This is a genomic window from Kitasatospora sp. NPDC004272, assembly GCF_053603035.1.
This window is the reverse complement of sequence record NZ_JBSGET010000010.1, coordinates 26,719-51,952: the sequence shown is the minus strand read 5'-3', so window position 1 is coordinate 51,952 and position 25,234 is coordinate 26,719. Positions and strand designations below refer to the sequence as shown.

General features: G+C 73.8%; 31 protein-coding genes. 18 read left to right on the top strand and 13 right to left on the bottom strand.

Going from position 1 to position 25,234, the window contains the following annotated elements; translation table 11 throughout:
• The first annotated feature begins 147 nt into the window (after positions 1 to 147).
• Positions 148 to 624, top strand: coding sequence for a hypothetical protein (locus tag ACWEO5_RS05580; protein ID WP_452160412.1), 477 nt, complete (start codon positions 148 to 150; stop codon positions 622 to 624).
• Between the two features lie 6 nt (positions 625 to 630).
• Here the strand turns inward: ACWEO5_RS05580 and ACWEO5_RS05575 are convergent, their stop codons facing one another.
• Entirely contained in the window at positions 631 to 1,317 is a 687-nt protein-coding gene (locus tag ACWEO5_RS05575) for a Crp/Fnr family transcriptional regulator (protein WP_452160410.1), read from the bottom strand.
• A gap of 249 nt (positions 1,318 to 1,566) precedes the next feature.
• Here ACWEO5_RS05575 and ACWEO5_RS05570 point away from each other — a divergent pair, with 249 nt between their 5' ends.
• From ACWEO5_RS05570 to ACWEO5_RS05545, 6 genes are all read left to right on the top strand, one after another.
• Positions 1,567 to 2,307 (top strand): hypothetical protein, encoded by a 741-nt coding sequence (locus ACWEO5_RS05570; protein WP_452160408.1) that lies wholly within the window; start codon positions 1,567 to 1,569, stop codon positions 2,305 to 2,307.
• Positions 2,304 to 2,594 carry a hypothetical protein gene (locus ACWEO5_RS05565; RefSeq protein ID WP_452160406.1) on the top strand — a complete coding sequence of 97 codons (291 nt, stop codon included), beginning with the start codon at positions 2,304 to 2,306 and terminating at the stop codon, positions 2,592 to 2,594. Before ACWEO5_RS05570 ends, ACWEO5_RS05565 begins: the two co-directional genes overlap by 4 nt.
• Positions 2,591 to 3,340: a hypothetical protein gene (locus tag ACWEO5_RS05560; RefSeq protein WP_452160404.1), complete on the top strand. Its 750-nt coding sequence runs from the start codon at positions 2,591 to 2,593 to the stop codon at positions 3,338 to 3,340. Before ACWEO5_RS05565 ends, ACWEO5_RS05560 begins: the two co-directional genes overlap by 4 nt.
• Positions 3,337 to 3,630, top strand: coding sequence for a helix-turn-helix transcriptional regulator (locus tag ACWEO5_RS05555; protein ID WP_452160402.1), 294 nt, complete (start codon positions 3,337 to 3,339; stop codon positions 3,628 to 3,630). The genes ACWEO5_RS05560 and ACWEO5_RS05555 overlap by 4 nt, the downstream gene beginning before the upstream one ends.
• A complete protein-coding gene (locus tag ACWEO5_RS05550) occupies positions 3,627 to 4,784 on the top strand; it encodes a hypothetical protein (protein ID WP_452160400.1) in 1,158 nt (385 codons plus the stop codon). Before ACWEO5_RS05555 ends, ACWEO5_RS05550 begins: the two co-directional genes overlap by 4 nt.
• Positions 4,785 to 4,860: 76 nt before the next feature.
• Positions 4,861 to 6,750: an alkyl/aryl-sulfatase gene (locus ACWEO5_RS05545; protein ID WP_452160398.1), complete on the top strand. Its 1,890-nt coding sequence runs from the start codon at positions 4,861 to 4,863 to the stop codon at positions 6,748 to 6,750.
• Positions 6,751 to 6,810: 60 nt separating this feature from the next.
• Here ACWEO5_RS05545 and ACWEO5_RS05540 read toward each other — a convergent pair whose 3' ends face one another.
• Complete coding sequence (locus ACWEO5_RS05540) at positions 6,811 to 7,275, bottom strand: MerR family transcriptional regulator (protein ID WP_452160396.1); 465 nt, start codon at positions 7,273 to 7,275, stop codon at positions 6,811 to 6,813.
• Positions 7,272 to 8,297, bottom strand: coding sequence for a helix-turn-helix transcriptional regulator (locus ACWEO5_RS05535; protein WP_452160394.1), 1,026 nt, complete (start codon positions 8,295 to 8,297; stop codon positions 7,272 to 7,274). The genes ACWEO5_RS05540 and ACWEO5_RS05535 overlap by 4 nt, the downstream gene beginning before the upstream one ends.
• A gap of 110 nt (positions 8,298 to 8,407) precedes the next feature.
• Here ACWEO5_RS05535 and ACWEO5_RS05530 point away from each other — a divergent pair, with 110 nt between their 5' ends.
• The 3 genes from ACWEO5_RS05530 to ACWEO5_RS05520 all read left to right on the top strand — a co-directional run bounded on the left by ACWEO5_RS05530 (position 8,408) and on the right by ACWEO5_RS05520 (position 10,847).
• Positions 8,408 to 9,013, top strand: coding sequence for a DinB family protein (locus ACWEO5_RS05530; RefSeq protein WP_452160392.1), 606 nt, complete (start codon positions 8,408 to 8,410; stop codon positions 9,011 to 9,013).
• A 162-nt stretch (positions 9,014 to 9,175) separates the two neighbouring features.
• On the top strand, positions 9,176 to 10,156 hold the full coding sequence (locus ACWEO5_RS05525; protein ID WP_452160390.1) for a sigma-70 family RNA polymerase sigma factor: 981 nt from the start codon (positions 9,176 to 9,178) through the stop codon (positions 10,154 to 10,156).
• A gap of 19 nt (positions 10,157 to 10,175) precedes the next feature.
• Positions 10,176 to 10,847, top strand: coding sequence for an NAD(P)-dependent oxidoreductase (locus ACWEO5_RS05520; protein ID WP_452160388.1), 672 nt, complete (start codon positions 10,176 to 10,178; stop codon positions 10,845 to 10,847).
• Positions 10,848 to 10,926: 79 nt separating this feature from the next.
• Here the strand turns inward: ACWEO5_RS05520 and ACWEO5_RS05515 are convergent, their stop codons facing one another.
• The gene (locus ACWEO5_RS05515) at positions 10,927 to 11,583 is read right to left on the bottom strand and encodes an SMI1/KNR4 family protein (protein WP_452160386.1); all 657 of its coding nucleotides are present in this window, start codon (positions 11,581 to 11,583) and stop codon (positions 10,927 to 10,929) included.
• 78 nt (positions 11,584 to 11,661) lie between these two features.
• Here ACWEO5_RS05515 and ACWEO5_RS05510 point away from each other — a divergent pair, with 78 nt between their 5' ends.
• Positions 11,662 to 12,618, top strand: a complete 957-nt coding sequence (locus ACWEO5_RS05510; RefSeq protein WP_452160384.1) for a GlxA family transcriptional regulator — start codon at positions 11,662 to 11,664, stop codon at positions 12,616 to 12,618.
• A gap of 114 nt (positions 12,619 to 12,732) precedes the next feature.
• A complete protein-coding gene (gene gap / locus ACWEO5_RS05505; RefSeq protein WP_452160382.1) occupies positions 12,733 to 13,731 on the top strand; it encodes a type I glyceraldehyde-3-phosphate dehydrogenase in 999 nt (332 codons plus the stop codon).
• 52 nt (positions 13,732 to 13,783) lie between these two features.
• Here the strand turns inward: gap and ACWEO5_RS05500 are convergent, their stop codons facing one another.
• Positions 13,784 to 13,933, bottom strand: a complete 150-nt coding sequence (locus tag ACWEO5_RS05500; protein ID WP_452160380.1) for a hypothetical protein — start codon at positions 13,931 to 13,933, stop codon at positions 13,784 to 13,786.
• Between the two features lie 201 nt (positions 13,934 to 14,134).
• Here ACWEO5_RS05500 and ACWEO5_RS05495 point away from each other — a divergent pair, with 201 nt between their 5' ends.
• Both ACWEO5_RS05495 and ACWEO5_RS05490 read left to right on the top strand, forming a co-directional pair.
• A complete protein-coding gene (locus tag ACWEO5_RS05495) occupies positions 14,135 to 14,704 on the top strand; it encodes a SigE family RNA polymerase sigma factor (RefSeq protein WP_452160378.1) in 570 nt (189 codons plus the stop codon).
• A complete protein-coding gene (locus tag ACWEO5_RS05490) occupies positions 14,701 to 15,552 on the top strand; it encodes a hypothetical protein (protein ID WP_452160376.1) in 852 nt (283 codons plus the stop codon). Before ACWEO5_RS05495 ends, ACWEO5_RS05490 begins: the two co-directional genes overlap by 4 nt.
• Before the next feature lie 435 nt (positions 15,553 to 15,987).
• Here the strand turns inward: ACWEO5_RS05490 and ACWEO5_RS05485 are convergent, their stop codons facing one another.
• The 3 genes from ACWEO5_RS05485 to ACWEO5_RS05475 all read right to left on the bottom strand — a co-directional run bounded on the left by ACWEO5_RS05485 (position 15,988) and on the right by ACWEO5_RS05475 (position 18,514).
• A complete protein-coding gene (locus ACWEO5_RS05485) occupies positions 15,988 to 16,767 on the bottom strand; it encodes an ABC transporter permease (protein ID WP_344549607.1) in 780 nt (259 codons plus the stop codon).
• Positions 16,764 to 17,768 (bottom strand): ATP-binding cassette domain-containing protein, encoded by a 1,005-nt coding sequence (locus tag ACWEO5_RS05480; protein ID WP_452160373.1) that lies wholly within the window; start codon positions 17,766 to 17,768, stop codon positions 16,764 to 16,766. Before ACWEO5_RS05480 ends, ACWEO5_RS05485 begins: the two co-directional genes overlap by 4 nt.
• A gap of 74 nt (positions 17,769 to 17,842) precedes the next feature.
• Positions 17,843 to 18,514: a DUF4097 family beta strand repeat-containing protein gene (locus ACWEO5_RS05475; RefSeq protein ID WP_452160371.1), complete on the bottom strand. Its 672-nt coding sequence runs from the start codon at positions 18,512 to 18,514 to the stop codon at positions 17,843 to 17,845.
• Positions 18,515 to 18,775: 261 nt separating this feature from the next.
• Here ACWEO5_RS05475 and ACWEO5_RS05470 point away from each other — a divergent pair, with 261 nt between their 5' ends.
• On the top strand, positions 18,776 to 19,519 hold the full coding sequence (locus tag ACWEO5_RS05470; RefSeq protein ID WP_452160370.1) for a helix-turn-helix domain-containing protein: 744 nt from the start codon (positions 18,776 to 18,778) through the stop codon (positions 19,517 to 19,519).
• An 81-nt stretch (positions 19,520 to 19,600) separates the two neighbouring features.
• Here the strand turns inward: ACWEO5_RS05470 and ACWEO5_RS05465 are convergent, their stop codons facing one another.
• Positions 19,601 to 20,293 (bottom strand): DUF6882 domain-containing protein, encoded by a 693-nt coding sequence (locus ACWEO5_RS05465; RefSeq protein WP_452160368.1) that lies wholly within the window; start codon positions 20,291 to 20,293, stop codon positions 19,601 to 19,603.
• Positions 20,294 to 20,603: 310 nt separating this feature from the next.
• Between ACWEO5_RS05465 and ACWEO5_RS05460 the strand changes: the two genes are divergently transcribed.
• On the top strand, positions 20,604 to 21,932 hold the full coding sequence (locus tag ACWEO5_RS05460) for a cellulase family glycosylhydrolase (RefSeq protein ID WP_452160366.1): 1,329 nt from the start codon (positions 20,604 to 20,606) through the stop codon (positions 21,930 to 21,932).
• Between the two features lie 109 nt (positions 21,933 to 22,041).
• Here the strand turns inward: ACWEO5_RS05460 and ACWEO5_RS05455 are convergent, their stop codons facing one another.
• From ACWEO5_RS05455 to ACWEO5_RS05445, 3 genes are read right to left on the bottom strand one after another with little or no spacing between them, the layout of a single operon-like run.
• Positions 22,042 to 22,338, bottom strand: coding sequence for a hypothetical protein (locus tag ACWEO5_RS05455; RefSeq protein WP_452160364.1), 297 nt, complete (start codon positions 22,336 to 22,338; stop codon positions 22,042 to 22,044).
• Positions 22,335 to 22,673, bottom strand: coding sequence for a hypothetical protein (locus ACWEO5_RS05450; RefSeq protein ID WP_452160362.1), 339 nt, complete (start codon positions 22,671 to 22,673; stop codon positions 22,335 to 22,337). Before ACWEO5_RS05450 ends, ACWEO5_RS05455 begins: the two co-directional genes overlap by 4 nt.
• 30 nt (positions 22,674 to 22,703) lie before the next feature.
• On the bottom strand, positions 22,704 to 22,859 hold the full coding sequence (locus ACWEO5_RS05445) for a hypothetical protein (protein WP_452160360.1): 156 nt from the start codon (positions 22,857 to 22,859) through the stop codon (positions 22,704 to 22,706).
• Positions 22,860 to 23,125: 266 nt separating this feature from the next.
• Here ACWEO5_RS05445 and ACWEO5_RS05440 point away from each other — a divergent pair, with 266 nt between their 5' ends.
• Positions 23,126 to 23,854: a GntR family transcriptional regulator gene (locus ACWEO5_RS05440; RefSeq protein ID WP_344549599.1), complete on the top strand. Its 729-nt coding sequence runs from the start codon at positions 23,126 to 23,128 to the stop codon at positions 23,852 to 23,854.
• A 178-nt stretch (positions 23,855 to 24,032) separates the two neighbouring features.
• Complete coding sequence (locus tag ACWEO5_RS05435; protein WP_344549598.1) at positions 24,033 to 24,254, top strand: DUF397 domain-containing protein; 222 nt, start codon at positions 24,033 to 24,035, stop codon at positions 24,252 to 24,254.
• 92 nt (positions 24,255 to 24,346) lie between these two features.
• Here ACWEO5_RS05435 and ACWEO5_RS05430 read toward each other — a convergent pair whose 3' ends face one another.
• The gene (locus tag ACWEO5_RS05430) at positions 24,347 to 25,201 is read right to left on the bottom strand and encodes a helix-turn-helix domain-containing protein (RefSeq protein ID WP_452160470.1); all 855 of its coding nucleotides are present in this window, start codon (positions 25,199 to 25,201) and stop codon (positions 24,347 to 24,349) included.
• Positions 25,202 to 25,234: the final 33 nt, after the last annotated feature.

The following is a 25,234-nucleotide window of genomic DNA, read 5'->3' as shown; positions in this document are numbered from 1 at the left end:
GAGATCACCCAGCCCGCGCGTGCCGGTGACCCTACCGCCGAGTAGGACCGCTGCCCAGGCCCCAGCACCAGGAGACGACATGACAGAACACGACCTCCGGAACACCGCCGCGGACGCGTCCGCGGCCCGGCACCGCGGCGGTGAGCGGTGAACGGGATCGAGCGGATCGAGACGCTGGCGGCCTTCGGCGCGGTGTGGGCGGTCCTCGCGACCGGCCACGCCCTCGCCGACCACGTCCTCGGGCAGACCGACCACCAGGCGGCCAACAAGGCCGCCCCGACCCCGGAGGAGGTCGCCGCCGGTGCGGACCCCCGCCGCGGCTGGCGGGCCTGCCTGGCGCACGTCGCCCAGTACCACCTGGTGATGGCGGCCCTGCTGGTGCTGGTGCGGCTGTTCATCCCGCTGCCGCTGTCACCGGTCGGGACGGCCGCCGGGTTCGCCTGGTCGATGACCACGCACGCCTGGCTCGACCGCCGCTGGCCGGTGCGCCGGCTGCTGCGGCGCGTCGGCTCCGCCGCCTTCGCCGAACTGCGGACGGCCGGGATGAACGGGATGTACCTGGCCGACCAGGCGCTGCACAAGGGGGCGCTGCTGGTCGCGGCGATCCTCGTCACCCGGCTGTGAGCGCGGTCAGCGGCACTCCAGGGACGCGGTCCGCAGGATCCAGTCCCGCCGCAGGACCTCCAGCGCGCCGCGGTGGCTGGCGAAGTTCTGGACGAACTCGGGCCGGTCGCGGGCCCGGACGAGGGTCGCCCGCCGGAGGCCCAGCCAGCGGCTCACCTGCTCGTTGCTCAGCGCCAGCTTGATCGCGCGGAAGTCCCGGGAGGTGCCGTCGGCCACCCGCACCGCCGGGTGCACCCCGACCGCCAGGCGCTTCAGCGGGTCCTCGAACTGCCGGAGCAGGTGGTCGACGTGCTGGCGGTGGTGGAGCAGGGCGGCGACCGAGTGCTCCAGACCGGGCCGGCGCAGGAACTCGCGCAGTTCGGTGACCGGGACCCGGACCAGCTGGCAGTCGGTCAGCGTCACGGCCGTGGCGGTGCGGGGTTCGTCGAACAGCGCGGCCTCCCCGAGCAGGTCGCCCGGTCCGCGCAGGTGGCACGAGGTGCCGCCGTGCCTGGCGTACTGCTCGATCCAGACCAGGCCGCTGAGGACGAGGAAGACGTGGGGGCCCGGTTCGCCCTGGTTCAGCAGCCGGTGGCGCGGTGCCCGGACGATCCGCTCGAACCCGGTCGTCACGGCGTGCCAGGTCGATTCGCCGACCAGCGCGCGCCAGGGGCCGAATTCGAAGGAACGGGAGGGCGGGGGCGGCCTGTCCATGCCGGGGAGGCTACGGGGTGGCGGAAGGTGGACGCGCCGGGATTCCCGAAGGGAGGAAGGGCCGGAACGCGGATTGACGGGCAACGGGGCGGCAGTTCGATTTGCCGCCCTCGTCACTTCTGGTCCGGCCCCGGGAACGGACGCCGCCGGCCCGCGCCGCGCATCCTCGTGGGGACGACGAGGCCGCCGACCACGAGGAGAGTGCCAGTGCCCACTCCACCGCTTGCGCCCGGACACCGAACCGTTCCGATGCCCGACACCCAGGGGATGGCGGCGTTCGACGCGAAGGGCTTCTCCGAACTGCCGTCCCTGACCCAGCCGGGGGCGAGCCGGCTGATCGCCGAACTGGTCGACGAGAGCTTCGTCGAGGCGGGACTCCAGCAGGTGCTCGACGAACGGTCGTTCACGGCCCCGCGCGGTGACGGCCTCGCGATGGGCTTCCCACCGAAGCACCTCCCCGCCGTGATCGACTGGTTCATCCCGCTCCTGGACCGGGCCGCCGCCGCGTACAACGCCTGCTACCGGGACGCGCCGGTGCGGTTGCGGATGAGCCTGCACCTCGGGCCGGTCACGATCGACGGCAACCCGCCCGACGCGAACGGCACCGCCCGCAACGACCTGCACCGGCTGCTGGACAGCGAACCGCTCAAGCGGGTGCTGGACGAGTCCGACCCCGAGGTCACCCACCTGGTCTCGGTCCTCTCCGACCGGGTGTACCAGGACGTCCTGGTCGGCGGCTACAGCAAGCTGCGGCCGGGGGCGTGCACCCGGGTGGAGGCCACCGTCAGCGGGAAGGCCGCCTTCCGGCAGACGGCCTGGCTGTACGTCCCTTCGCCCTCGGACGGCGGGGCGGCGGCGCCCGCCGCGGGCGGGGCGCCGGACGGCCCGTGGCGCTTCCCGCGCCGGCCCCGGCTCAGCCAGAGCGTGGGGAACGGGACCGCCGTCGCCGGGGACGTGTACGGCGGCCTGACCATCGTCCACCGCCCGTGACCGACGGGCCCGAACCAGGACCCGGACCCGCCCGCGCCTGCGCCGACTGCGAGCACCAGCAGGTCGGCAGCGGCCTCGCCGTCGGCGGGGACATCGGGGAGCTGAACGTCTACATCGGGCAGGTACGGGTGTTCCCCGGGCTCGGCACCCTGATGCGCAGCGGGCTGGGCGAGGCGGCCGGCCGGCTCGCCCGGGTGACCCGCGCCACCGCCGACTTCCTCGACCGACACACACCACAGCAGGGCCGTCCGACCGACGAGCCCGCAGCGGAAGGAACGGACCCGTGACGACCCTCGTCTTCACCGGACTGCTCGACAGCATCCACCACCGGGTGCTCCACCCCGACCCGGACCGGCGGCTGCGGCTGGAGGTCCCCGGCCCGGCCGGGGGCCGGCGGCTGCTCGACCCGCTCGCCGCCCGCGACCTCGCCTACCGGCCCGCTCCCGAGGAGGGCCGGGAGGTGTGGGCCGGGGCGATCCGGCGGGCCCAGCGCGCCCAGCGGCCGGAGGGGGAGTGGTCGACCTACCTGGTCTGGCTGTGCTCGCCGATCCTGCGGCGCACCGTCTGGAAGGTCTCCGGCCGGCTCGCGGCGGACCGCAGGGACGTCGAGGCCGAGGCCGTCACCGGTCTGCTGGACGCCGTGCCGGACGCCGACCCGGACCACCCCGAGGCGTCCCGCTGGCTGGCCCGGCGGGCCGCCCGCCGGGCCTGGGACGCGGCGAGGTCGGCCCGGCCGGAGCGGCCGGACGAGGAGGCGGTGCTGATCGCCGACCGGAAGGCGCTGCGCGACGGCACTCCGGCACCGGCGCGGCCCTGGGAACCGGACTGGGAGTTGGCGATCAGTCCGCCGGACCGGTCGGACGGACTCGCGGCGCAGCTCAGGTTCACCGTCTCGCCCACCGTGCGCGAGGGGGAGCGGCTCGGCGCGCTGGCCGAGCGGATGGGCCTGGCCGAGGTGGTGTGGCGGGCCCGCAGGCCGCGCGGCCCCGTGGTCGGCACCCTCTCGCTGCGTCCGGCGGGGGCGGCGCGATGAGCGGAACGGGGGGCGGGATGCGGTTCAGCGAGGTGTTCGACCTGCCGCTGACGATCGACGTGCGCACCGCGGCGCGGATGCTCGGGCTCTGCCCGGCCACCGTGTACCGCCGGCTCAAGGAGGACGACTTCCCCTGCCCGGTGCTGCGCCCGGGGCGGCAGTACCGCATCCCCACCGCCAGCATGCTCCGGGCGATGGGCATCGACGAGGTCCCGGTCCACGCCGAGGACCTGCAACGCGGCGCCGGGTACGCGGCCGCCGAGGACGCCGATCCGGAGGACCGGACATGAACGCCCCCGTTCCCGGCCGGTCCGCCCAGCAGGGCGCGCCCGCGCTGAGCTGCTTCGTCATCGGCCCGATCGGCGACCGCCACAAGGACGACGGGAGCCCGGAGCGCCTCTCGTACGAGGAGGCGCTGGAGATCTACGAGAAGGTCGTGCTGCCGGCCTGCGGAAGTGTGGGCCTGGAGCCGACCCGGGCCGACCTGATCGCCCAGCCCGGCGAGATCACCGAACAGGTCTGCCGGCACGTCATGCACGCCGACGTGGTGATCGCGGACGTCACGGGCGGGAACCCGAACGTCATGTACGAGCTCGGCATCCGGCACCTGCTGGGACGGCCGACCGTCCAGCTCGGCGAGCACGGGCGGCTGCCGTTCGACATCTCGTTGATCAGGACCATCCAGTTCAAACGCTCCAGGAGCGGACTGGTCGACGCGCGCAAGGAGCTGGAACAGGCGCTGCGCAGCGGTCTGCGGGACGGGTTCGGCCTTCCGACCCCGGCCCGGGTGCTCAGCGGCACCGCGTCGTGGGCGCCCGCGGACCCCGGGCCGGGGACCGGCCCGGACGACCCGGACGACCAGGGCGATCCGGACGCCCCCGGGCTGTTCGAACGGTTCGCCGCGGTGGAGGCGGACATGGAGCTGATGGGCGAGGACATGAACGCGATGACCCGCTCGATCAACGACCTGGCCGAGGTGATGGAGCAGTTCGGCCCGCAGATCCAGCGGGCGTGGAGCCCCGGCACGCCCGCGTCCGCGAACCTCGCGGTGACCAAGCGGATGGCGGCGGCGCTGAACGCGCCGGCCGGTGAACTGCGGGTGCGGGCGGACCGGTTCGCCACCCACATGGAGCAGATCGACCAGGCGGTGGGCGCGGCGCTGGACCTGCTCCAGCGCGCGTCGGAGCTGGGCGACCTGCCGGGCGCGGACTCGTTCGTCGGGGAACTGGTGGGCATGGCGGTCTCGATCCGGGAGGGGCTGGCGGTGCTGGAGCAGTTCCGGGCGCTGCTGGCCGTGCTCGCCGGGATGAGCGCGCCGCTCCGGCAGCCGGCCAAGGAGATCGCCCGGGCGATCGACCGGGTCGGTGAGGTGATGGCCCGGGCGGAGAGCTGGGAGCGGCGGGGAACCGCGGCGGCACGGGAACGGGTCACCCGGACGGCGTAGGTGGCTTTGCCGGGGGACGGCGGGGGTGGTGAGGGTGGCGGGAGGTGTGGGTGCCGAGCGACGGAGGGTGACGGGCATGGCGTACCAGGGCAAGGGGGCCACGGGGGAGACGGCGGCGGTCAACCGGGCGGCGGTGGGGCGCTACCCGATGGAGGACCGGCGGGACTTCGCGGACGCGGACCGGGGGCTGATCGCGCCGCTGCCGGACAAGTTGTACGGCCGGGGCGGGGAGGTGATCTTCGATCCGGCGGCGTTCGACTACCTGGAGGGTCAGGAGGAGGCGCCGGACACGGTGAACCCGAGCCTGTGGCGGCAGTCGCGGGTGATCCGCAAGGGCGGGCTGTACCGGGTGGTGGACGGGATCCACCAGGTGCGCAACAACGACATCGCCAACCTGACGGTGGTGGAGGGGCCGACCGGGCTGGTGGTGATCGACGCGATGGCCTCGGTGGAGGCCGCCACCCAGGGCATGGCGATGATCCGCGAGCACGTCAGTGACAAGCCGGTGGCGGCGGTCGTCTACACGCACACCCACATCGACCACTACGGCGGGGTGAAGGGCGTGGTGACGGCCGAGGAGGTGGCGTCCGGGCGGGTGCCGATCGTCGCGCCGGGGACGGTGCGGTCCTTCGACAAGCACGCGCTGGGCGAGAACGTGATCGCGGGCAACGCGATGTCGCGGCGGGCCGCGTACGCGTTCGGGAGCCTGCTGGACCTGGACCCGTGCGGGCACGTCACCTGCGGGATCGGGATCCAGACCGTTCCGGGCGTGACGGTGTCGTACCTGTCGCCGACCGACGGGATCACCCGGACCGGGGAGAAGCGCGAACTCGGCGGCCTGGAGTTCGAGTTCCTGTACGCGCCGGACACCGAGGCGCCGGAGGAGATGCACATCTGGATCCCCGAACTGGCGGCGCTCACCTGCGCGGAGAACGCCAACCACACGCTGCACAACATCCAGACCCTGCGCGGCGCCCGCACCCGGGACGCCCGCAACTTCGCCCGCTACCTGGACGAGACGCTGCAGCGCTGGGGCGACGCCGCGCAGGTGCACTACGGGCCGCACACCTGGCCGGTGTGGGGCAACGACGCGGTGGTCGACCTGCTGGAGTCGCAGCGCGACACCTACAAGTTCATCCACGACCAGGCGCTGCGGCTGGCCAACAAGGGCGCCACGCCGCTGGAGGCCGCCGAGCAGGTCGAGCTGCCCGAGGCGCTGGGCCGGCGCTGGCACAACCGGGGCTACCACGGGACGCTGCACCACGACGTGCGGGCGGTGTTCCACAAGGAACTGGGCCTGTGGGACGGCGACCCGGTCTCGCTGCACCCGCACCCGCCGGTGGAGACCGCCCGCCGGTACGTCGAACTGATCGGCCCGGAGAAGGTGTTGGCGGAGGGCCGGAAGGCGTTCGAGGCGGGCGACTACCGGTGGGCGGTGCAGCTGCTGCACGACCTGGTGTTCGCCGACCCGGAGCACCGGGAGGCCCGCGAGCTCCAGGCGGACGCGTACGAGCAGCTCGGCTACCAGGCGGAGGGCCCGCAGTGGCGCGGCATCTACCTGACCGCCGCGAAGGAGCTGCGCGAGGGCGTGCAGCCCGCCAGGTTCGCCACCGCCAGCCAGGACACGGTGCTGGCCATGCCGGTGGACATCCTGTTCGACTTCGCCGCCGTGCACGTGGTCGGCGACCGGGCGGCCGCCGTCGACCTGGCCGTCGACTTCCGGTTCACCGACCTGGACGAGACCTGGGCGATGCGGGTGCGGCACGGCGTGCTGAACGCCCGGCCGGGGGCCTGGGGGACGGCGGGGCTGACGGTCTCCGGGTCGAAGGCGGTGCTGGCCGGGGTGCTGCTCGGGCAGGCCGCGGCGGCGAAGGCGGCCGAGCTGGACGGGGACGGGCAACTGCTGCACCGGTACTGGGAGTTGCTGGACGAGTTCGACCCGAACTTCCCGATGGTCACGCCGTAGGGGCGGGGCGGGGGCGGGGCGATCGCGCGGGGTTCCCGGACGGGAGCCCCGCGCGGCTGCTCAGGCGGTGCGGCGGGCGGGGCTGGGGGCGGTGCTGCGGTCCGGTGCCGGGGTCGGTGCCGGGGTCGGGGTCGGGTCGGGGGTCGGGTCGGTGGGGAGGACGCTCCGGTAGTAGTCGATCTTGTCGCGGAGGTGGGTGCGCTGGCGCTCCAGCAGGGCGATCCGGTCGTTGACGGCGGTGTCGTGCCGCTCCAGCAGTTCGATCCGGCCGAGCAGGCTCTCCGGGCCCTCGGCGCGGGCGAGTTCGGCGTAGCGGCGCATGTCGGCGATCGGCATGCCGGTGTCGCGCAGGCAGCGCAGGATGCCCAGCCAGCCGATGTCGTCCGGGCTGAACCGGCGGTGGCCGCTGGTGGCGCGGGTGATGGAGGTGAGCAGGCCGATCCGTTCGTAGTAGCGCAGGGTGTCCAGGCTGAACCCCGAGCGTTCGGCGGCCTCGGCGGGAGTGAGCAGCTGCTGAGTCGTCACCGTTCCGATTCTGCCCGGTGGTTGGGCCCGCCGGGATCGCCGTCGTCGTCGCCGTCGTCGCCGGGGGTGGTGCAGCGGGTGAAGCGTTCGCCCCAGGCGGCCAGCAGGGCGGTGAGTTCGGGCGGGGCCAGGACCCGGAAGTCGGCCCCCAGCGAGCCGAGCGCCATCGCGGGCCACTCCAGCGAGTCCGCGTTCATCCGCACCCGGCTGCGGCCCGGGGCGACCTCCTCGACCTCGGCCCAGCTGCCGATCCGCTGCCGGACGGTCGGCGCCGGGACGTCGACCAGCGCCTCGACCCGGTACGGGTGGGACTGGCCCTGCAGGCCGGCCCGGACGAACTCGGCGGCGTCGGCGGTCGGCAGGGCGCGGGGCAGGAAGCGGGCGCCGGTCGGCTCGGGGGCGGCCAGCCGGTCGAGGCGGAAGGTGCGCCAGTCCTGCCGGGTGAGGTCGTAGGCGACCAGGTACCAGCGGCGTTCGAGCCGGACCAGGCCGTGCGGCTCGGTGTGCCGTTCGGTGGCGGTCCCGTCGGCCGACTCGTACCGGAAGCGCAGCCGTTCGGTGTCCCGGCAGGCCAGGGCCACCGCGGTCAGGGCGTCCGGGTCGATCCGGGCGGCGGTGTCGGTGCGCCAGCTCATCGGGACGGTGACGGAGCGCAGCGCCTCCACCCGGCGGCGCAGCCGGGCGGGCATCACCTGCACCACCTTGGCCAGCACCCGGACCGACGCCTCCGCGAGACCCTCGACCGCGTGGTCCGCCGCCACCTGCAGGCCGACGGCCAGCGCGACCGCCTCCTCGTCGTCGATCACCAGCGGCGGCAGCGCGGCCCCCGCCGCCAGCTGGTAGCCGCCGTCCACGCCGCGCCGGGCCTCCACCGGGTAGCCGAGCTCGCGCAGCCGGTCGACGTCCCGGCGCAGGGTGCGCGGGGAGACGCCGAGCCGGGCGGAGAGCTCCTCGCCGGGCCAGAAGCGGTGGGACTGCAGCAGGGTGATCAGCCGCAGGGTGCGGGCGCTGGTGTCGGCCATGGCTCCCATCCTCCCGCAATTGCGGACGGAAAGTGGCCGCAATGGTCCGTAGCGTGGAACACGAAGCGAGCAGGACAGCGCACCGTGACCGGGGAACAGAGAGGCACACCATGAGCATCGAGACCGCCCAGACCGTCGAGACCGTCGAGAGCGCGGAGGGCCTGGAGACCGCGGAGGGCCAGTACCCCGACGCCACCGCCGAGGGCCCGACCCCCGAGCACGCCGACCTGATCGCCGAGCTCCGCGCCGTTCGGCACTTCCTGCGGTTCACCGCCCGCGGCCTCGACGACGAGCAGGCCCGGCAGCGCACCACCGTCAGCGAACTCACCATCGGCGGCCTGATCAAGCACGTCACCTCGATGGAGCGGACCTGGGCGGCGTTCATCGCGGTCGGCCCCTCGGCGATGCCCGACTTCGACGCGATGGCCGAGGCCGACTTCCAGGCCCGGGTCGACGAGTTCCGGCTGCTGCCCGGCGAGACCCTGCTCGGCGTGCTCACCGCGTACGAGGCGGTGGCCCGCGGCACCGACGAGCTGCTGGCCGGCCTGGACGACCTGGGCGTCTCGCACCCGCTGCCCTCGGCGCCCTGGTTCACCCCCGGCGCGAGCTGGTCGGCCCGGCGCACCGTGATGCACGTCATCGCCGAGACCGCCCAGCACGCCGGGCACGCCGACATCATCCGGGAGTCCCTGGACGGGCAGAAGAGCATGGGCTGACCGCCCGGTCCGTTCGCGCAGGGGTCCGTGCCGCCGGTGGCGGTGCGGACCCCTTTTCTCGTTCTGCCCCGGATCCGTGTCACACCCCGGGGCATCCGCCACTCTCGGGATGCGGACGGAAGCGGACGGCCCGGAGAGCGGGCGGCGGAGGAGGCGGACGGGATGGACGAGGCGGGCGGCATGGACGAGGCGGGCGGCATGGACGAGGCGGACGGCACGGACGAGGCCACCGAGGTGTTCACCGGGCACCGGGAACTGCTGTTCTCGATGGTCTACAACCTGCTCGGCACGGTCGCCGACACCGAGGACGTCCTGCAGGAGACCTGGCTCGCCTGGTCCGGGCGGCACCGGTCCGCCGACGCCGGGCCGGTCCTCCACCCGCGCGCCTACCTGGTGCGCACCGCCGTGAACACCGCGCTCGCCCGGCGCGCCGAGATCAGCCGGCGGCGAGAGAGCTACTTCGGGCCCTGGCTGCCCGAACCGCTCCTCGCCCCGGCGGGGGCCCCGGCCGGGACGGCGGGCGCCGAGACGCCGGAGGACGCGGGCGAACGGGCCGAGGCGGTGTCGATCGCGCTGCTGGTGGTGCTGGAGACGCTCACCCCGCTGGAACGCGCCGTCTTCGTGCTGCACGAGGTCTTCGGGTACAGCCACCCCGAGACCGCCGCGATCCTCGGCCGCAGCCCCGCCGCCGTCCGCCAACTCGCCCACCGGGCCCGCGAACACGTCCAGGCCCGACGGCCCCGCTACCGCGCCGATCCGGCCGTCCGGCGGCAGGCCACCGAACGTTTCGCCGCCGCCGTCGGCGGCGGCGACCTCGACGCGCTGCTCCGGCTGCTCGCCCCCGACGTCACGCTCTGGGCGGACGGCGGCGGCAAGGCGACCGCGGCCGGGGCCCGACCGGTGCACGGCCGGGGGCAGGTCGCCCGGCTGCTGGTCGGCAGCGCCGGGCGGGCGCAGGGCGTGCGGGTGCGCTGGGCCACCGCCAACGGCGACCCGTCGGCGGTGCTGTTCATCGGCGAGGCCCCGTTCGCGGTGCTGGTGCTGGACCTCGCGGCGGACGGCGAGCAGGTCACGGACATCTACTTCGTGACCAACCCCGACAAGTTGCAGGGCGTGAACTCCATTGCCGCAGAAGAGAACTGAGAGAGACGAGGCGAGAGCGATGAAGCTGACCGTGGTGGCCGCCACCGGAGGGATCGGGCGGCAGGTGCTGGAACAGGCGGTGGGGGCCGGGCACGAGGTGACGGCGGTGGTGCGCGATCCGGGCAAACTGGGGGACGTGGCCGGGGTCCGGGTGGTGCGGGCGGACCTGGCGCGGGCCGGGGCGGCGGAGCTCCGGGAGGCGGTGGCGGGGGCGGACGCGGTGCTGTCCGGGCTCGGGGCGGTGGGGAAGGCCGGGCTCGGGGTGGCCGAGTCCGGCACCCGGTCCGTGGTGGGGGCGATGCGGGAGGCCGGGGCACGGCGGCTGGTGGTGGTCAGCGCCGCGCCGATCGGAACGGTGGCCTCACCGGAGCGGCCGCACCCGCCGCGGCACGACCCGGGGGAGGGGCCGGTGATGCGGTACGTCCTGACGCCGGCGGTGAAGCGGGTGCTGCGAGCGCACTACGCGGACCTGGCCCGGATGGAGGACGTGGTGCTGGGCAGCGGGCTGGACTGGACGGTGGTGCGCCCGCCCCGGCTCACCGACGGGCCGCTGACCTGCGACTACCGGGTGGCGTACGGGCAGAACCTGCGCGGCGGCTCGAAGGTGTCGCGGGCGGACGTCGCGCACTGCATGCTGCGTTCGGTCGGCGACCCGGACACCGCCGGGCGGATCCTCGGCATCGCGTACTGACCGGCGGGCCGGGCCCGCGGGCCGACGGCGGGCCGACGTACTGACCGGCGTACTGACCGGCGGGCCCGCCGGGGGCGCGTCACCAGTAGGCGTTGTCGTCGAACGGCTCGAAGACCGCGTACTCGGCCGGGTCGTCGTCCGGGCCGAACCGCGGCAGGCCGGGGGCTTCGAGGGCGCCGCGCAGCCAGGCCAGCAGGACGTCGACCAGGCCGCCCTCCAGCGGCGGGCCCTGGTCGACGTTCCGGGGGTAGACGATCAGCGGCCAGCGGTCCGGGTCGGGGCCCTCGCCGAGCCAGCCCAGTTCGTCGCCGTAGGTGGAGGTGGCGAAGGGCAGGAAGCCGCCGGGCTCCGGCCAGACCGCGAGCGGGTACTGCTCGGGGAAGTCCTCGCGGAAGATCGGGTAGTCCTCGCAGGTGCCCCGCTGGTGCTCGATGAAGTCCTGCCCGCCCTTGCGCAGCGGGGTGTGGAAGCGCAGGTGCCCGCCCCACTGGCCGGAGCCGTACAGCTCCATCAACGCCCGGTACTCGGTGGGCAGTTCGGTGCCGAGGTCGGCGGCGAGGTCGGCCCAGGTGCGGCCGCTGCCGAGGTAGGGCCGGGCGGGCGGTTCGACCAGGGCGCGCAGGGCGGCCAGGCCGGTGCCGGTCTCCGGGGCGGACCGGCGCTGCTCCGGGTCGAGCCGGGACGGCCGCTCGGGCGGCTGCCCGGGCGGTTGCTCGGTGTGTGCGGCGTCGGCCATGCCTGTTCCCTTCCCGCGCTGCCGGTGAGGCTGCCGGTGAGGCTACGGCACGACACGGACGGCGCCTACGCTGAAGGGATGTCAGCCCCTCGCCTGCGCCGGGTGGCCGTGCTGGTCCTGGACGGCGCCAAACCGCTCGACGTCGGCATCCCCGCGCAGGTGTTCTCCACCCGGGGCAGCATGCCGTACGAGGTGCGGGTGTGCGGGGCCGCGCCCGGGCTGGTCGCGGGCGGGGACGGCCTGTCGTACCACGTGGCGCACGGGCTGGAGGCGCTGGAGTGGGCGGAGTCGGTGTTCGTGCCCGGCTACCGGCACCCGGACCGGGACGACCCGCCGCCCGCCGTGGTCGAGGCGCTGCGCGCCGCGCACGCCCGCGGGGCCCGGCTGGCGGCGATCTCCACCGGGGCGTTCGCGCTGGCCGCGACCGGGCTGCTGGACGGGCGCCGGGCCACCACGCACTGGCACTACACCCGGGCGCTGGCCGCCAAGTACCCGCAGGTGCGGGTGGACGAGAACGTGCTGTTCGTCGACGAGGGCAGCGTGCTCACCTCGGCGGGCGCCGCGTCCGGCATCGACCTGTGCCTGCACGTGCTGCGCGGCGACCTCGGGGTGGCCGCGTCCAACCACACCGCGCGCCGGCTGGTCGCCGCGCCGTACCGCAGCGGCGGCCAGGCGCAGTACGTGCCGCGCAGCCTGCCCCAGCCGGTCGGCGAGCGGTTCGCGGCCACCCGGGAGTGGGCGCTGCACCGGCTGGACGGGCCGCTGACGGTGCGCGCCCTGGCCCGGCACGCGGCCGTCTCGCCGCGGACCTTCTCCCGCCGCTTCGTCGAGGACACCGGCTACACGCCGATGCAGTGGGTGCTCCGGGCCCGCGTCGACCTGGCCCGTGAGCTGCTGGAACGCTCCGATTACAGCGTCGAGCGGATCGCCGCCGAGACCGGCCTGGGCACCGGCACGAACCTGCGCGCCCACTTCCAGCAGATCCTCGGGACCACGCCCAGCGAGTACCGCAGGACGTTCACCAGGGGTCGGTGACCGGCTGGCACGATCCTTGCGAACCATGGCACTGACGCCACTGCCGACGGCCCTCCCGGCGAGCGAGAGTGGAAGCACCACCCCGTAGGAGAGCCGCAGAGAAGGGCACCACCCATGACCCGCATCGCCGTCAACGGATTCGGCCGCATCGGCCGCAACGTGCTGCGCGCCCTGCTGGAGCGCGACAGCAAGCTGGAGGTCGTCGCCGTCAACGACCTGACCGAGCCCACCGCGCTCGGCCGACTGCTCGCCTACGACACCACCTCGGGCCGGCTCGGCCGCCCGGTCACCGTCGAGGGCGACACCCTGGTGGTCGACGGCCGCCGGATCAAGGTCCTGGCCGAGCGCAACCCGGCCGACCTGCCCTGGGCCGAGCTCGGCGTCGACATCGTGCTGGAGGCCACCGGCCGGTTCACCTCCGCCGAGGCCGCCCGCGCCCACCTCACCGCCGGTGCCAAGAAGGTGCTGGTGTCCGCCCCCTCGGACGGCGCCGACGTGACGCTGGCCTACGGCGTCAACACCGACGCGTACGACCCGGCCGCGCACACCATCGTCTCCAACGCCTCCTGCACCACCAACGCGCTCGCCCCGCTGGCCGCCGTCCTCGACGAACTCGCGGGCATCGAGCACGGGTTCATGACCACCGTGCACGCCTACACCCAGGAGCAGAACCTCCAGGACGGCCCGCACCGCGACCCGCGCCGGGCCCGCGCCGCCGCCGTCAACATCGTGCCGACCACCACCGGCGCCGCCAAGGCGATCGGCCTGGTGCTGCCGCAGCTGGACGGCAAGCTGTCCGGCGACTCGATCCGGGTGCCGGTGCCGGTCGGCTCGATCGTCGAGCTGAACACCGTCGTCGCCCGCGACGTCACCCGCGAGGAGGTGCTCGCCGCCTACCGCGAGGCCGCGGCCGGCAAGCTGGCGGGCGTGCTGGAGTACTCGGACGACCCGCTGGTCTCCTCCGACATCACCGGCAACCCGGCCTCCTCGATCTTCGACTCGGAGCTGACCCGGGTCGACGGCCGCCACATCAAGGTGGTCGCCTGGTACGACAACGAGTGGGGCTTCTCCAACCGGGTGATCGACACCCTGGAGCTGCTCGCCGCGAGCTGACGCCGTCCGGCGACGGGCCCGCACCGCGACCGCGGTGCGGGCCCGCGCGTGTTCACCGCGCGGGCAGGTCGAACGCGGCGGCGGGTGCGGCCCGGTGCGCCGCGATCGGCGCGCCCCCGGACGTTCCGGCGGTGAGCGACACCACCAGCGCACCGGTCGCGGCCGCCCCCGCCGGCCTGCCCGCCGTCGTCCGCACGCGCATCCCCGTGCTCCCCAACCCCGTTGTCCTTCGAGTCCCTTGATGCTGTGACGTCTTCCGGCCGGGCCGCGCCGGGGCATCCGGGACGACCCCGGCGGAGGTGAAGTTGAACGCTGCTAATGGGCGCCCACCGTGGCCCCGCGGTCCGGTTCGGGCGGGGAAATCGCTGACAACCTTTCGCCGGTACCCGGACGTCTGGTCGGTGTGAGCCGAGAAACCGAGGACGACGCCTACGCCGAGTTCGCTGCGACCGCCTGGTCCAGGCACCTGCGCACCGCGACGCTGATCGCGGGCGACCGGCACCGGGGCGAGGAACTGCTCCAGGACTGCCTGGTCAAGCTGTACGTGCGCTGGCGGCGGGCGCGGACCGACGACCCGCACGCGTACCTGCGGCGGATGCTGGTCAACAACCACATCAGCTGGTGGCGGCGTCGTCGCCGGGAACTGCTCATCGCCGAACCGCCGGACAGGCCTTCCGGCGGTGCGGCGGGGATCGAAGCCGCGGACGAGCTGTACCGCGCGCTGCGCGAACTCCCGCTCAAGCAACGGGCGGTGATCGTGCTGCGGCACTTCGAGGACCTGACGGAGAAGGACACCGCCGCGATCCTCGGGTGCTCGGTCGGCACCGTCAAGAGCCACCACTCCCGGGCGATGGCCCGGCTGCGCACCGCCTTGGCCCGGAGCCGGGCCGAGGAACGGGCGGGGGAGTACGCGCAGGACCAGTCGCACGACCCTACGAAGAACCAGAAGAACCAGGAGAGTGTCACCCGATGAACGACACCGAGCACCAGGAGATGTCCCGCGCCCTGCGGGACCTGGTCGACAGCCAGGGTCCCGCCGGGCCCGCCCCGATCGCCGAGCTGATGCACCGCGGCCGCCGCCGTCGCGGGCTGCGCACCGCCGCCGTCACGAGCAGCGTCGCCGCCGTTGCCGCGGTCGCGGTGTTCGGCGGGATCGCCCTCTCGGGCGGGCCGGCGGAGACCGGTACGGGCCCGGCCGCTCAGGGCACCGCGTCCGTCTCCGTCTCCGCATCTGCCTCCGCCTCCGCGTCCGCCTCCGCGACGTCCGACAGCGCGGTCCGGCAGGGGCCGACCACCGGGGCGGAGGTCGCCGCGCTGCTCAAGAGCCACTTCCCGAAGGGCTACCAGGCGGTCGGCGAGCCGTTCCTGGTCGACCCCCGGGGCGACGACCCGCGCCTGGCCAACCCGAACCTCCCCGAGGACGTGCGGAAGCTGCTCACCGAGCAGGACCGGAGCGGCGGCCCGATCGGCGCCGCGTACACCATCGCCAACGGGTCGAAGACCAGCACCGTGCAGATCACCATCAGCCACGGGCCGGTCGTCCAGCCGCCGACCGGGTGCACCATCCCGTACTGCAGCGTCACCAAGCAGCCGGACGGCAGCACGCTGGTGGTCACCCTCCCGTCGTACGGGCCGGAGGTCCCGCAGGTCTGGGAGGCACTGCTCTACCGCACCGACGGCGTCACGATCACGGCCGAGTCGGGCACCGTCCCGCTGCCCGGTCAGGGCCAGCAGCTGTACGCCGGACCGCCCGCGCTGGACGGCCAGCTGCTCACCGCGCTCGCCCTCGACCCGGTCTGGACCCAGGGGGCCGCCCACTGAACCTGAACCGGGCCGGTCGGTGTCGACAGAGGGGTCACCTCGTCCAACACCCTTGCCAGTAGGAGCAGTTCGCACGTAGTACGAGTCGGTGGCACACGCGCCGCCCGTTCCAGGACGCCCCGCGCTCTCGCGGGGCCCGGGTAGCCGGAGAGCTCCCCGCGAAGGTCCCGGCAGAACGGTGGCGGCGGTCCGCGCCCGGGCGCCCGGGCAGTCGACTCCCGGCGCCGCAGCGCCACCCGCCCCCCACAGCACCCACCCCCGCCGTTCCCGTTCCGGTCGGGCCGGTGAGGCACGTGCCGGGTGCGAGGGCGCCACGCCACGCAGTACGGCCCTTTCGACGACCCGTCATCCCCGCACCTCGTCCCGCGCACCGGCATTCGGTGGCGGCGAGGCGGTTTGACGTGCCGTCGAAAGGGCCCGGGGGCGCCGATCGGACTACTTCGGGTCGCGGTCGTACTGGGCGCGGGACCAGCGGTGGCCGAGGACGGTGAGGCCGAGGCACCAGAGCAGGGCGATCCACCAGTTGTTGCCGATGTGGGTGCCGAGCAGCAGGCCGCGCAGGGTCTCGATGGCGGGGGTGAAGGGCTGGTACTGGGCGATCGGCTGGAACCAGCCGGGCATCGAGTGCAGCGGGACGAAGGCGCTGGAGATCATCGGCAGCAGGATCAGCGGCATCGCGGCGTTGCTGGCCGCCTCCGCGTTCGGGCTGCCCAGGCCCATGCCGACGGCGATCCAGGTGAGCGCCAGGGCGACGAGGGCGAGCAGTCCGAACGCGGCCAGCCACTCCAGGGCGGTGGCGTCGTGCGAGCGGAACCCGATCGCCACCCCGACCGCGCCGACCAGCACCACGCTGGCCACCGACTGCAGCACGCTGCCGGCCACCCGGCCGAACAGCACCGAGCCGCGGTGGATCGCCATGGTCCGGAACCGGGCGACGATGCCCTCGTTCATGTCGGTCGCCATCGAGACGGCGGTGCCGATCACGGTGGAGCCGATGGTCATCATCAGGATGCCGGGCACCAGGTAGGTGACGTAGGCGGAGCGGCCGAGGCCGCCGCTCATCGCACCGCCGAAGACGTAGACGAAGAGCAGGAGCAGCATCACCGGGGTGAGCAGCAGGTTCAGGGTGAGCGAGGGGTAGCGGCGGGCGTGCAGCAGGTTGCGCCGCAGCATGGTGGACGAGTCGCGGACGGCGAGGGCGAGTTGGCTGCTCATCGGGCGTTCTCCTCAGCGGCGGTGGCGGTACCGGCGGTGGCGGTCCGCGCGGTGGTGGCGGTGCTCTGGGCGGGGACGGCGGGGGCGCCGGTGAGGGCGAAGAAGACGTCGTCGAGGTCGGGGGTGTGGACGGTGAGCTCCTCGGCTTCGGCGCCCACGGCGTCCAGGCGGTCGAGGACGGAGCGCAGGGCGCGCTGGCTGCCGTCGCTGGGGACGGCGAGGGTGAGGGCGTCGTCGTCGGCGGCGGCTTCGGTGAGCGCGGTGGCGGCGGCGCGGTAGGCGGCGGGGTCGGTGAAGCGGAGCCGGACGTGGCCGCCGGGGACGAGGCGCTTGAGTTCCTCGGCGGTGCCCTCGGCGGCGATCACGCCGTCGTGCAGGACGGCGATCCGGTCGGCGAGCTGGTCGGCTTCCTCCAGGTACTGGGTGGTGAGGAAGACGGTGGTGCCGTCGGCGACGAGCTCCCGGACGATCTGCCACATGCCGTGGCGGCTGCGCGGGTCGAGGCCGGTGGTGGGCTCGTCGAGGAAGATGATCCGGGGGCCGCCGACCAGGGTCATGGCGATGTCGAGCCGGCGCTTCATGCCGCCGGAGTAGGTGGAGGCGGGCTTGTCGGCGGCGTCGGTGAGGTCGAAGCGGGCGAGCAGTTCGGCGGCGACCCTGCGGCCCTCGGCCTTGGGCAGGTGGTGCAGGTCGGCCATCAGCAGCATGTTCTCGGTGCCGGTGATCAGTCCGTCGACGGCGGAGAACTGGCCGGTGACGCCGATCGCGGCGCGGACCCGCTGCGGTGCGGCGGCCAGGTCGTGGCCGCCGACGGTGACCCGGCCGGCGTCGGGGCGGACCAGGGTGGAGAGGATCTTGACGGCGGTGGTCTTGCCGGCCCCGTTCGGGCCGAGCAGGGCGAAGACCGTTCCGCTCGGGACGGCGAGGTCGATGCCGTCCAGCACGGTCTTGTCGCCGTAGGACTTGCGCAGCCCGTTCGCCGCGATGGCCAGGCCGGTCATGAGGTGCTCCCTTGTGGGTGTGGGGGTCGGTGCGGGGCGGTGCGGCGGTGCGGGGCCGGCGGAGGGACGGCTGGTCAGGCGGCGGTGCGGGCGGAGATGTCGCCGTTCGAGGTGGTGGCGCGGATGGTGACCGCCGGGACGTCGTCGGCGTTGCGCAGCGCGTTGTGGACGCGGCCGTGGGCGGTGCCGGCGTCCAGCGAGGCGGAGACGCCGCGGGCCACGCCGACCGAGATCGAGCCGGACAGGGTGGTCAGTTCGAGCGCGCCGCGCACCGCCTCGGTGACGGTCAGGTCGCCGCGCCGGGTGCTGAACCCGCCGGGGCCGGTGAGGCGGCCGACCTCGATGTCGCCGTCCTGCAGGGTGAGGCTGGCGGCGGACGCCTCGTCGAGCTTCACGGTGCCCCGGGCGCTCTCGAAGGTGACGTCGCCGAGCCGTCCCACGCCCCGGAGCTGGACGTCCGCGCTCTTCGCCTCGACCTTCGAGCCGGCGGGCAGCTGCACGGTGACGTCCAGCGCGCCGGACGGGCCGAGCAGGCGGTGCGCGGCGGGGCCGGTCACGATCCGCAGCACGCCGTCGGCGTAGCCGACCTCGGTCCGGGCGACGGCCTCGGCGTCGCGGTTCTTCGCCGGGTCGGCGGGCCGCAGGTCGACCACGGTGTCGGTGCGGTCGGCGGCGATGAAGCGGACCAGGCCGGCCGGGACGTCCAGGACGACGGTGACCGGGGTGGGGGTGGCGAACTTCTGCACGGTGTGCTCCCTGGGTCGAGGGCGGCGCCCCGTTGTGCGCCGCCTTGTTTCTGACATTGGAAACGCTACGTTGCGTTCAAGGATCAGGCAACGTGCTTGTTGCAATCGAAGTGCATCACTGCAGGTGGAAGTGGAAAAATCGTTGCAATGATCCGGCACCTAACGCAACGTCAGTACGACCGTTCGTTGCAATGAAATGAGGGTGAACGCTATGCTGGGCGCGGAAACAGCACGCGCCATGCGCCGAAGAAGGGGGCCCCGATGCCGGGAGGCAGGCTCACCCAGCAGGAACGCCAGCAGATCGCCCTGGGACTGGCCGACGACCTCGCCTACGCGGAGATCGCCCGCCGGATCGACCGGCCGACCTCCACCGTCACCCGCGAGGTCATGCGCAACGGCGGCCCGTCCGGCTACCGGGCCGACCTGGCCCACCGCGCCACCGAGCACCGCGCCCACCGCCGGAACGCCCCCGCCCGCGGCCCGCGCCCGGCCGACCGCCCGGCCGACGGGCGCGACCCCGAGGCGGTGGCCGGCTTCGAGGAGGCGATCACCACCGTCTTCATGCAGTCCGGCCTCAGCCGGATGCCCGCCCGGGTGCTGGCGGCCCTGCTGCTCACCGACTCCGGCTGCCTGAGCGCCGCCGAACTCGCCCGCCGGCTGGACGTCAGTCCGGCCTCGGTCTCCAAGGCCGTCGCCTTCCTGGACGAGCAGTCGATGATCCGCCGCAAGCGCGACGAGCGGCGCCGCGAGAGCTACGCGGTGGACGACGAGATCTGGTACCAGTCGGCGGTGGCCAGCGCCCACGCCAACGCCACGGTGGCCGCCACCGCCCGGCAGGGCGTCTCCGTCCTCGGCTCGGCGACCCCCGCCGGGGCGCGGCTGGAGAGCGTCGCCCGGTTCCTCGACCACCTCTCCGAGATGCTGCTGCGCGCCGCCGAGCAGGCGCGCGAGGTGCTCCTCAGCCGACCGGTCGAGGCCGACGGGGGAGCACCCGGCGAGCGCTGAACTCCCCCGGCGGGGTGCTCGGTTGCCGCCGAGCACGGCGGCCGTCCTGGTCCAGGGGCGGTCCGTCCCCTCGTGGGGTGCTCAGTGGCCGCCGAGCACCCCGTCCACGGAGGCGATCCGCCCCTGCGGGTCGAACGACACCCGGACGGTGTGCCCGCCCGGCAGTCCGGCGCTGATCGCGTCCGGCTCCTCGGTCACGGGCGCGCCGTGGTGGCCGAAGTAGCCGCGCACCACGGTGCGGGCGTCGCGCCCGAACAGTCCGGCGCCGGTCAGCAGCATCCGCGGCACGGTGACCGGGTCGAGCGGCGCCGGGCGCAGGGCCGGGTCCTGCGGCACGAAGTAGACCCGGGTGTCCGGCCCGGCCGCCTGCCCGATGTAGCCCGGCGCGCCGAGCACGCCCATGCCGGTGAAGGCCAGCGCCTCGGCCGCGTGCCGGGGGTCCGCGAAGTCGGACAGGTCGACCCCCGGTTCCGCCAACTCCGGTACGCCGTGAGCCCGTCCGAACTCGGCGATCCGGGCGGAGGCGGCCGCCACCGGCGCCTCGGCGAACCCCGGGTTGGCCCAGCCCCACAGCCACGACCCGTCCACCGGGTCGAACGTCCCGAGCAGCCCGACCCGCAGGGTCAGCTCGCCGGTCCGGTAGACGCCCTGTTCCAGGTCGGCCGTCCACGGCGCGTCCGGCAGTACGCGGCCCAGGGCCTCCAACTGCTCGGCGCCCCAGGCGGCGTGGTGTTCGGCGGTGCGGAGGAAGGGCTCGCTGAAGGTCGTGGTCACACCGGCAGCCTAGCGAGACGGAGTGACTTGACGGAGCGTCAGTTCTATTTCACTTGACCGCTTTACTTCGCGCGCCCTGATGTTCGGTGGAATTGCTAGCTGCGATGGCAAATTAATCGGTTAAGCGCAAAGCATTGACCGGGTTGGTGCGGCATGCCAGGATCCCGCAGACAACGTTGCCAAGACCTTGTCGCCGCAGCCGCCCGTACTCCCTCCACCACCCGCCCGGCCACCCCCGCCCCCTCGGAGCGGCCGCCCGCGGCGGGGTGTCGGGCCGGTCGCGTTCCCCACCCCCACCCAGAGGAGAGTCATGGAAAAGCCGCCGAGCCGCAGGGCGCTCACGGCTGTCGGCGCGGCAGTCGCCGCCGTCTTCGGTCTGCTGTTCTCCGTCTTCGGGTTCACCCCCGGCAGCGCCGAGGCCGCCACCTCCGGCATCCACGTCAGCAACGGCCGCGTCTACGAGGCGAACGGCAACCAGTTCGTCATGCGCGGCGTCAACCACGCGTACGCCTGGTACCCCAGCCAGACCACCGCGATCGCCGACATCGCGTCCAAGGGCGCCAACACCGTCCGCGTCGTCCTCAGCGACGGCCAGCGCTGGACCCGCACCAGCACCGCGCAGGTCTCCGCGCTGATCGCCCAGTGCAAGGCCGCCAAGGTCATCTGCGTGCTGGAGGTGCACGACGCCACCGGCTACGGCGAGGACGCCGCCGCCGGCACCCTGGACGCGGCCGCCCAGTTCTGGGTCGACAACAAGAGCGCGATCATCGGCCAGGAGAACTACGTCGTCGTCAACATCGCCAACGAGCCCTGGGGCAACAGCGGTTACACCGCCTGGACCGCCGCCACCAAGAGCGCGATCGCGAAGGTCCGCGCCGCCGGCATCCACAACGCGCTGATGGTCGACGGCCCCAACTGGGGCCAGGACTGGTCCGGCACCATGCGCGACAACGCCGCCTCGGTGTTCGCCTCCGACGCCGACCGCAACACGATCTTCTCGATCCACATGTACGGCGTCTACAACACCGCCGCCAAGGTCCAGGACTACCTGAACGCCTACACCTCGGCCGGACTCCCCATCGTGGTCGGCGAGTTCGGGGCCCAGCACAGCGACGGCGACCCGGACGAGGACGCCATCATGGCCACCGCCCAGGCCCAGGGCATCGGCTACCTCGGCTGGTCCTGGAGCGGCAACGGCGGCGGCGTCGAGTACCTCGACCTGGTCAACAACTTCGACAAGAACTCGCTGACCGCCTGGGGCAACCGCTTCTTCAACGGCGCCAACGGCATCGCCGCCACGGCCCGCCCCGCGACCGTCTACACCGGCGGGACGCCCACCACCTCGGCCTCCCCGTCCGCCTCGTCCTCCCCGTCCCCGAGCGCGACCGCGTCCAAGGCGCCGAACGGCTACCCGTACTGCGCCTCCGCCTCGTCCGACCCGGACGGTGACGGCTGGGGCTGGGAGAACAGCGCCTCCTGCGTGGTCCGGGGCGGCAAGGCCGACACCGGCACCACCGCCACCACCGCGCCGAACGGCTACCCGTACTGCGCCTCCGCCTCGTCCGACCCGGACGGTGACGGCTGGGGCTGGGAGAACAGCGCCTCCTGCGTGGTGCGCGGCGGCAAGGCCGACCACTGACGGCCCCCACGGCCTGACCCCCGCCATCCCACTGCCGGGGCGCCGGCCGCGAGGCCCGCTCCTCCGTCCACCCGGGCGGGGGAGCGGGCCTCCACCCGTTCGACTTCGCTCAACTTCCCTGCTCGGTGGGTGTGTTGTGGTGGACTTCGCTCCAGACGAGTTCGCGGGCGGTGCCGTTGTTGCGGGAGGGCGGGGAGTAGCGGTGGCCCCAGCGGTCGCCGAGGGCGAGGGCCTTGAGGACGGCCATGTGGTCCTCGGGGCTGGGGGAGCCGTCCTCGGGGCGGAAGATGCGCAGCTCGACGCGGTAGCCGTCGGGGATGACGGTCAGCCTGGCCTCGCCGCCGCCCGCTTCGGCGAGCTGCTCGGCGATCTCCCAGGCGCGTTGCCGCAACGTGTCACCGCTCACGAGGCCACCCCCAGCGCGGAACGGGCCTCGGTGTCCAGCTCCGGGGCCGCGAGCCGGACGGGAGCGGGGAACTCACCGCGCAGCACAGCCAGTTCGAGCAGCGCCTCGGACAGCCGCTGCGCCCAGGGCAGTCCGACGCACCCCAGCGCGAGGCCGGCCAGCTCCGGCGGGACGTCGTCGCGGTAGACCGGTGAGAGGCCGGTCGGCGGGTCCAACCTGGCTGCCAGGAACGCGCGTTCCAGCGAGTCGGCGGCCTGCTCGGAGTCGACGAACCCGCCACGCAGGAACCGCCGCAGGACGTCGACGGCCACCAGTGGTTGTCCGGTGTACAGCACGTGCTTCCCTTCCTCGATGGTGCAGTGCGTTCAGGCCACTTCGGCCACGGCGGTGCAACGCGGGCAGGCGCAGGCCGGCCAGCTCAGCGCCGAGACCAGCGGCGGGGTCTCTTCTTCGTCCGAGAAGCAGGAGGAGACCTGCACCCGGCTGCCGTCGGACCGCACCCGGTAGACCCGGATGGTCAACCTGGCCGCTGGGCAAGGCTTTTCCGGCAAGGGTTGGCGTGTCGTCATGGGTCGTGCTCCGTTGTGATCCGTGCGAGATGGGTGCGTGGAGCCGGGGCGGCAGGTTCCAGCCGGGGCCGCCCTCGGTGCCGATCCGGAAACTCTTCGTGACACTCCGTCAGTGAACTAGTCCAGTGTGTTGAGTGGCCTAGTTCTCCCGCAACGGTTTCGAGTGAACTAGTCTGCTCTGAGGGGAACTTGCCCCCCAAGTGCGATGGTGAGGACTCATGCCCAGTAGGACTCCGAAGACCTGGTCCGTCATCGCGGACCACTACCGGCAGCGCATCCTGTCGGGCGAGCTCGAACCCGGCTCCAAGCTCCCCAGCAACAAGGAGATCGCCGGGCGGTGGAACGTCGCGGTCGCGACGGTGAGCCGGGCGCTCCAGCACCTCCAGGTGGAGGGCTACCTCCGGACGTCTCCCCGGGGGACTTTCGTCGCGGACGATCCCCGGGTGACGGCCAGCAGCCGCGACCGGCTGGAGCGGGTCCAGCGTGTGCGGTCGAGCCTGATGGAGGGGGAGACCAGTCGCGTGACGGCTGCGGGTCTGGTGGTTCCCCCGCTCTACGTGGCCGATCTGTTCGACCTCGAACACGGGGCGCAACTCGTCCGGCGCGAGTACGTCGCGGGCCGGGGCAAGTCGCGGACCCTCTTCGCGGTGTCGTGGTACCCGGCCCACTTCGCGGCGCTGGTACCGGACTTGCTCAACACGGCGCCCGGGCGCAACGACGGCATCACCGCGAAGGTCCTCGAAGCCACCGGGCGGACCGTCACGGCGGCGCGCGACGACATGCACGCCCGGGAGGCCGACCAGCGTGAGGCGTCGGCGTTGGCCGTTCCCGTCGGCAGTCCGATCCTCGCCCTCGTGCACCGCTGGTCGGACGAGGAGGGGCTGATCGAGTACACGGAGTCCTGCCTCCCCGCCCGGTTCACGATCGGCTACGAGTACACGCCGTAGGGCCTCCCGACCGGAACGCGGGTCGCCGTCGTGGCCCGACGATCTTGAAGTTCCCATGTTTGAAAGGGCTTTGCGGGTGTGCGGTGCGGCGGCGGAGGGGAGGGTGTCCTTTCGGACGGGGGCAGGACGCTGCGGGCCGCGCTTCGGCGGGCGCACGGATGGCAAAGGAATTCGAGTGATGCACACCGACCGGGACAACACGGACCTGAGCCGCGCCGCGTGGCGGAAGAGCAGCTTCAGCGGCTACCAGGGCAACTGCGTGGAGGTGGCCGACGGCTTCTCCGGAGTGGTTCCCGTCCGGGACTCGAAGGATCCGCAGGGGCCGGCGCTGGTCTTCGCGGCCGGGGCCTGGTCGGTGTTCGTGGCGGGGGTGCGGGCGGGGGAGTTCGGGGCCGGGTGAACGCGAGGGTGGGGGGCGGGGCCGGCGGCTCCCGGGGGTGATCCGGGCGGGCTGCCGGGAGCCGCCGGGAGTTCGGGCGGCCGCCGCGGAGGCTAGCGGTGGCCGCGGTGCGCCGTCCCCGGCCCGAGCCGGCGCAGGAGTTCCAGCGGGCCGGGGTCGGTCGAGTCGGGCGGGGGCGTGAACAGGCGCAGGCGCTGGTCGGCGGCCTGGGTCTGGAGCAGCTCGTAGTCGAACTCGATCGGGCCGACGGCCGGGTGCAGGACGCGGAGGCGGCTGGTGCGGCGGACGGCGACCTCGTGGCGCTGCCAGAGGGCGGTGAACTCGGGGCTGGCGGCGGTGAGCCGGTCGAGCAGGGCGCGGGCGGGCGGGTCGAAGCCGCGACGGGTGGCGGCGGCGCGCAGTTCGGCGACGTGCAGGCGGCCGAGCGGGTCGCGTTCCTCGGCGGGGTACGCCTCCCGGACGGCGGGGTCGGTGAACCAGCGCCAGACGATGTTGCGGTCGGGTCCGGCGACCTTGCACACGCAGCCGAACAGCGCCTCGGCCAGGGCGTTCTGGGCGAGTAGGTCGCCGAGGTCGGTGAGCAGTTGGGCGGGGGTGTCGCCGAGCCGGTCGAGCAGGTAGCGCAGGGCGGGGCGGACGTGCGGCCCGGCGGTGGGGCCTTCGGGCGGACGGTGGCCGGCCAGCAGGTGGAGGTGGTCGCGCTCGTCGGTGCTCAGCCGCAGGGCGCGGGCGAGCGCGGCGAGGAGTTGCGGCGAGGGCTGTGAGCTGCGGCCCTGTTCGAGCCGCACCACGTAGTCGGCGGAGACGCCCGCGAGTTGGGCGAGTTCCTCGCGGCGCAGGCCGGGGGTGCGGCGCCGGGGCCCGTCGGGCAGTCCGGCGTCCTGCGGGCGCAGCCGTTCGCGGGAGCGGCGGAGGAAGTCGGCGAGCCCCGTCCGGTCCATCGGCATGGTCTGTCCGTCCTTCCCCTGCTGCAAGGGTCG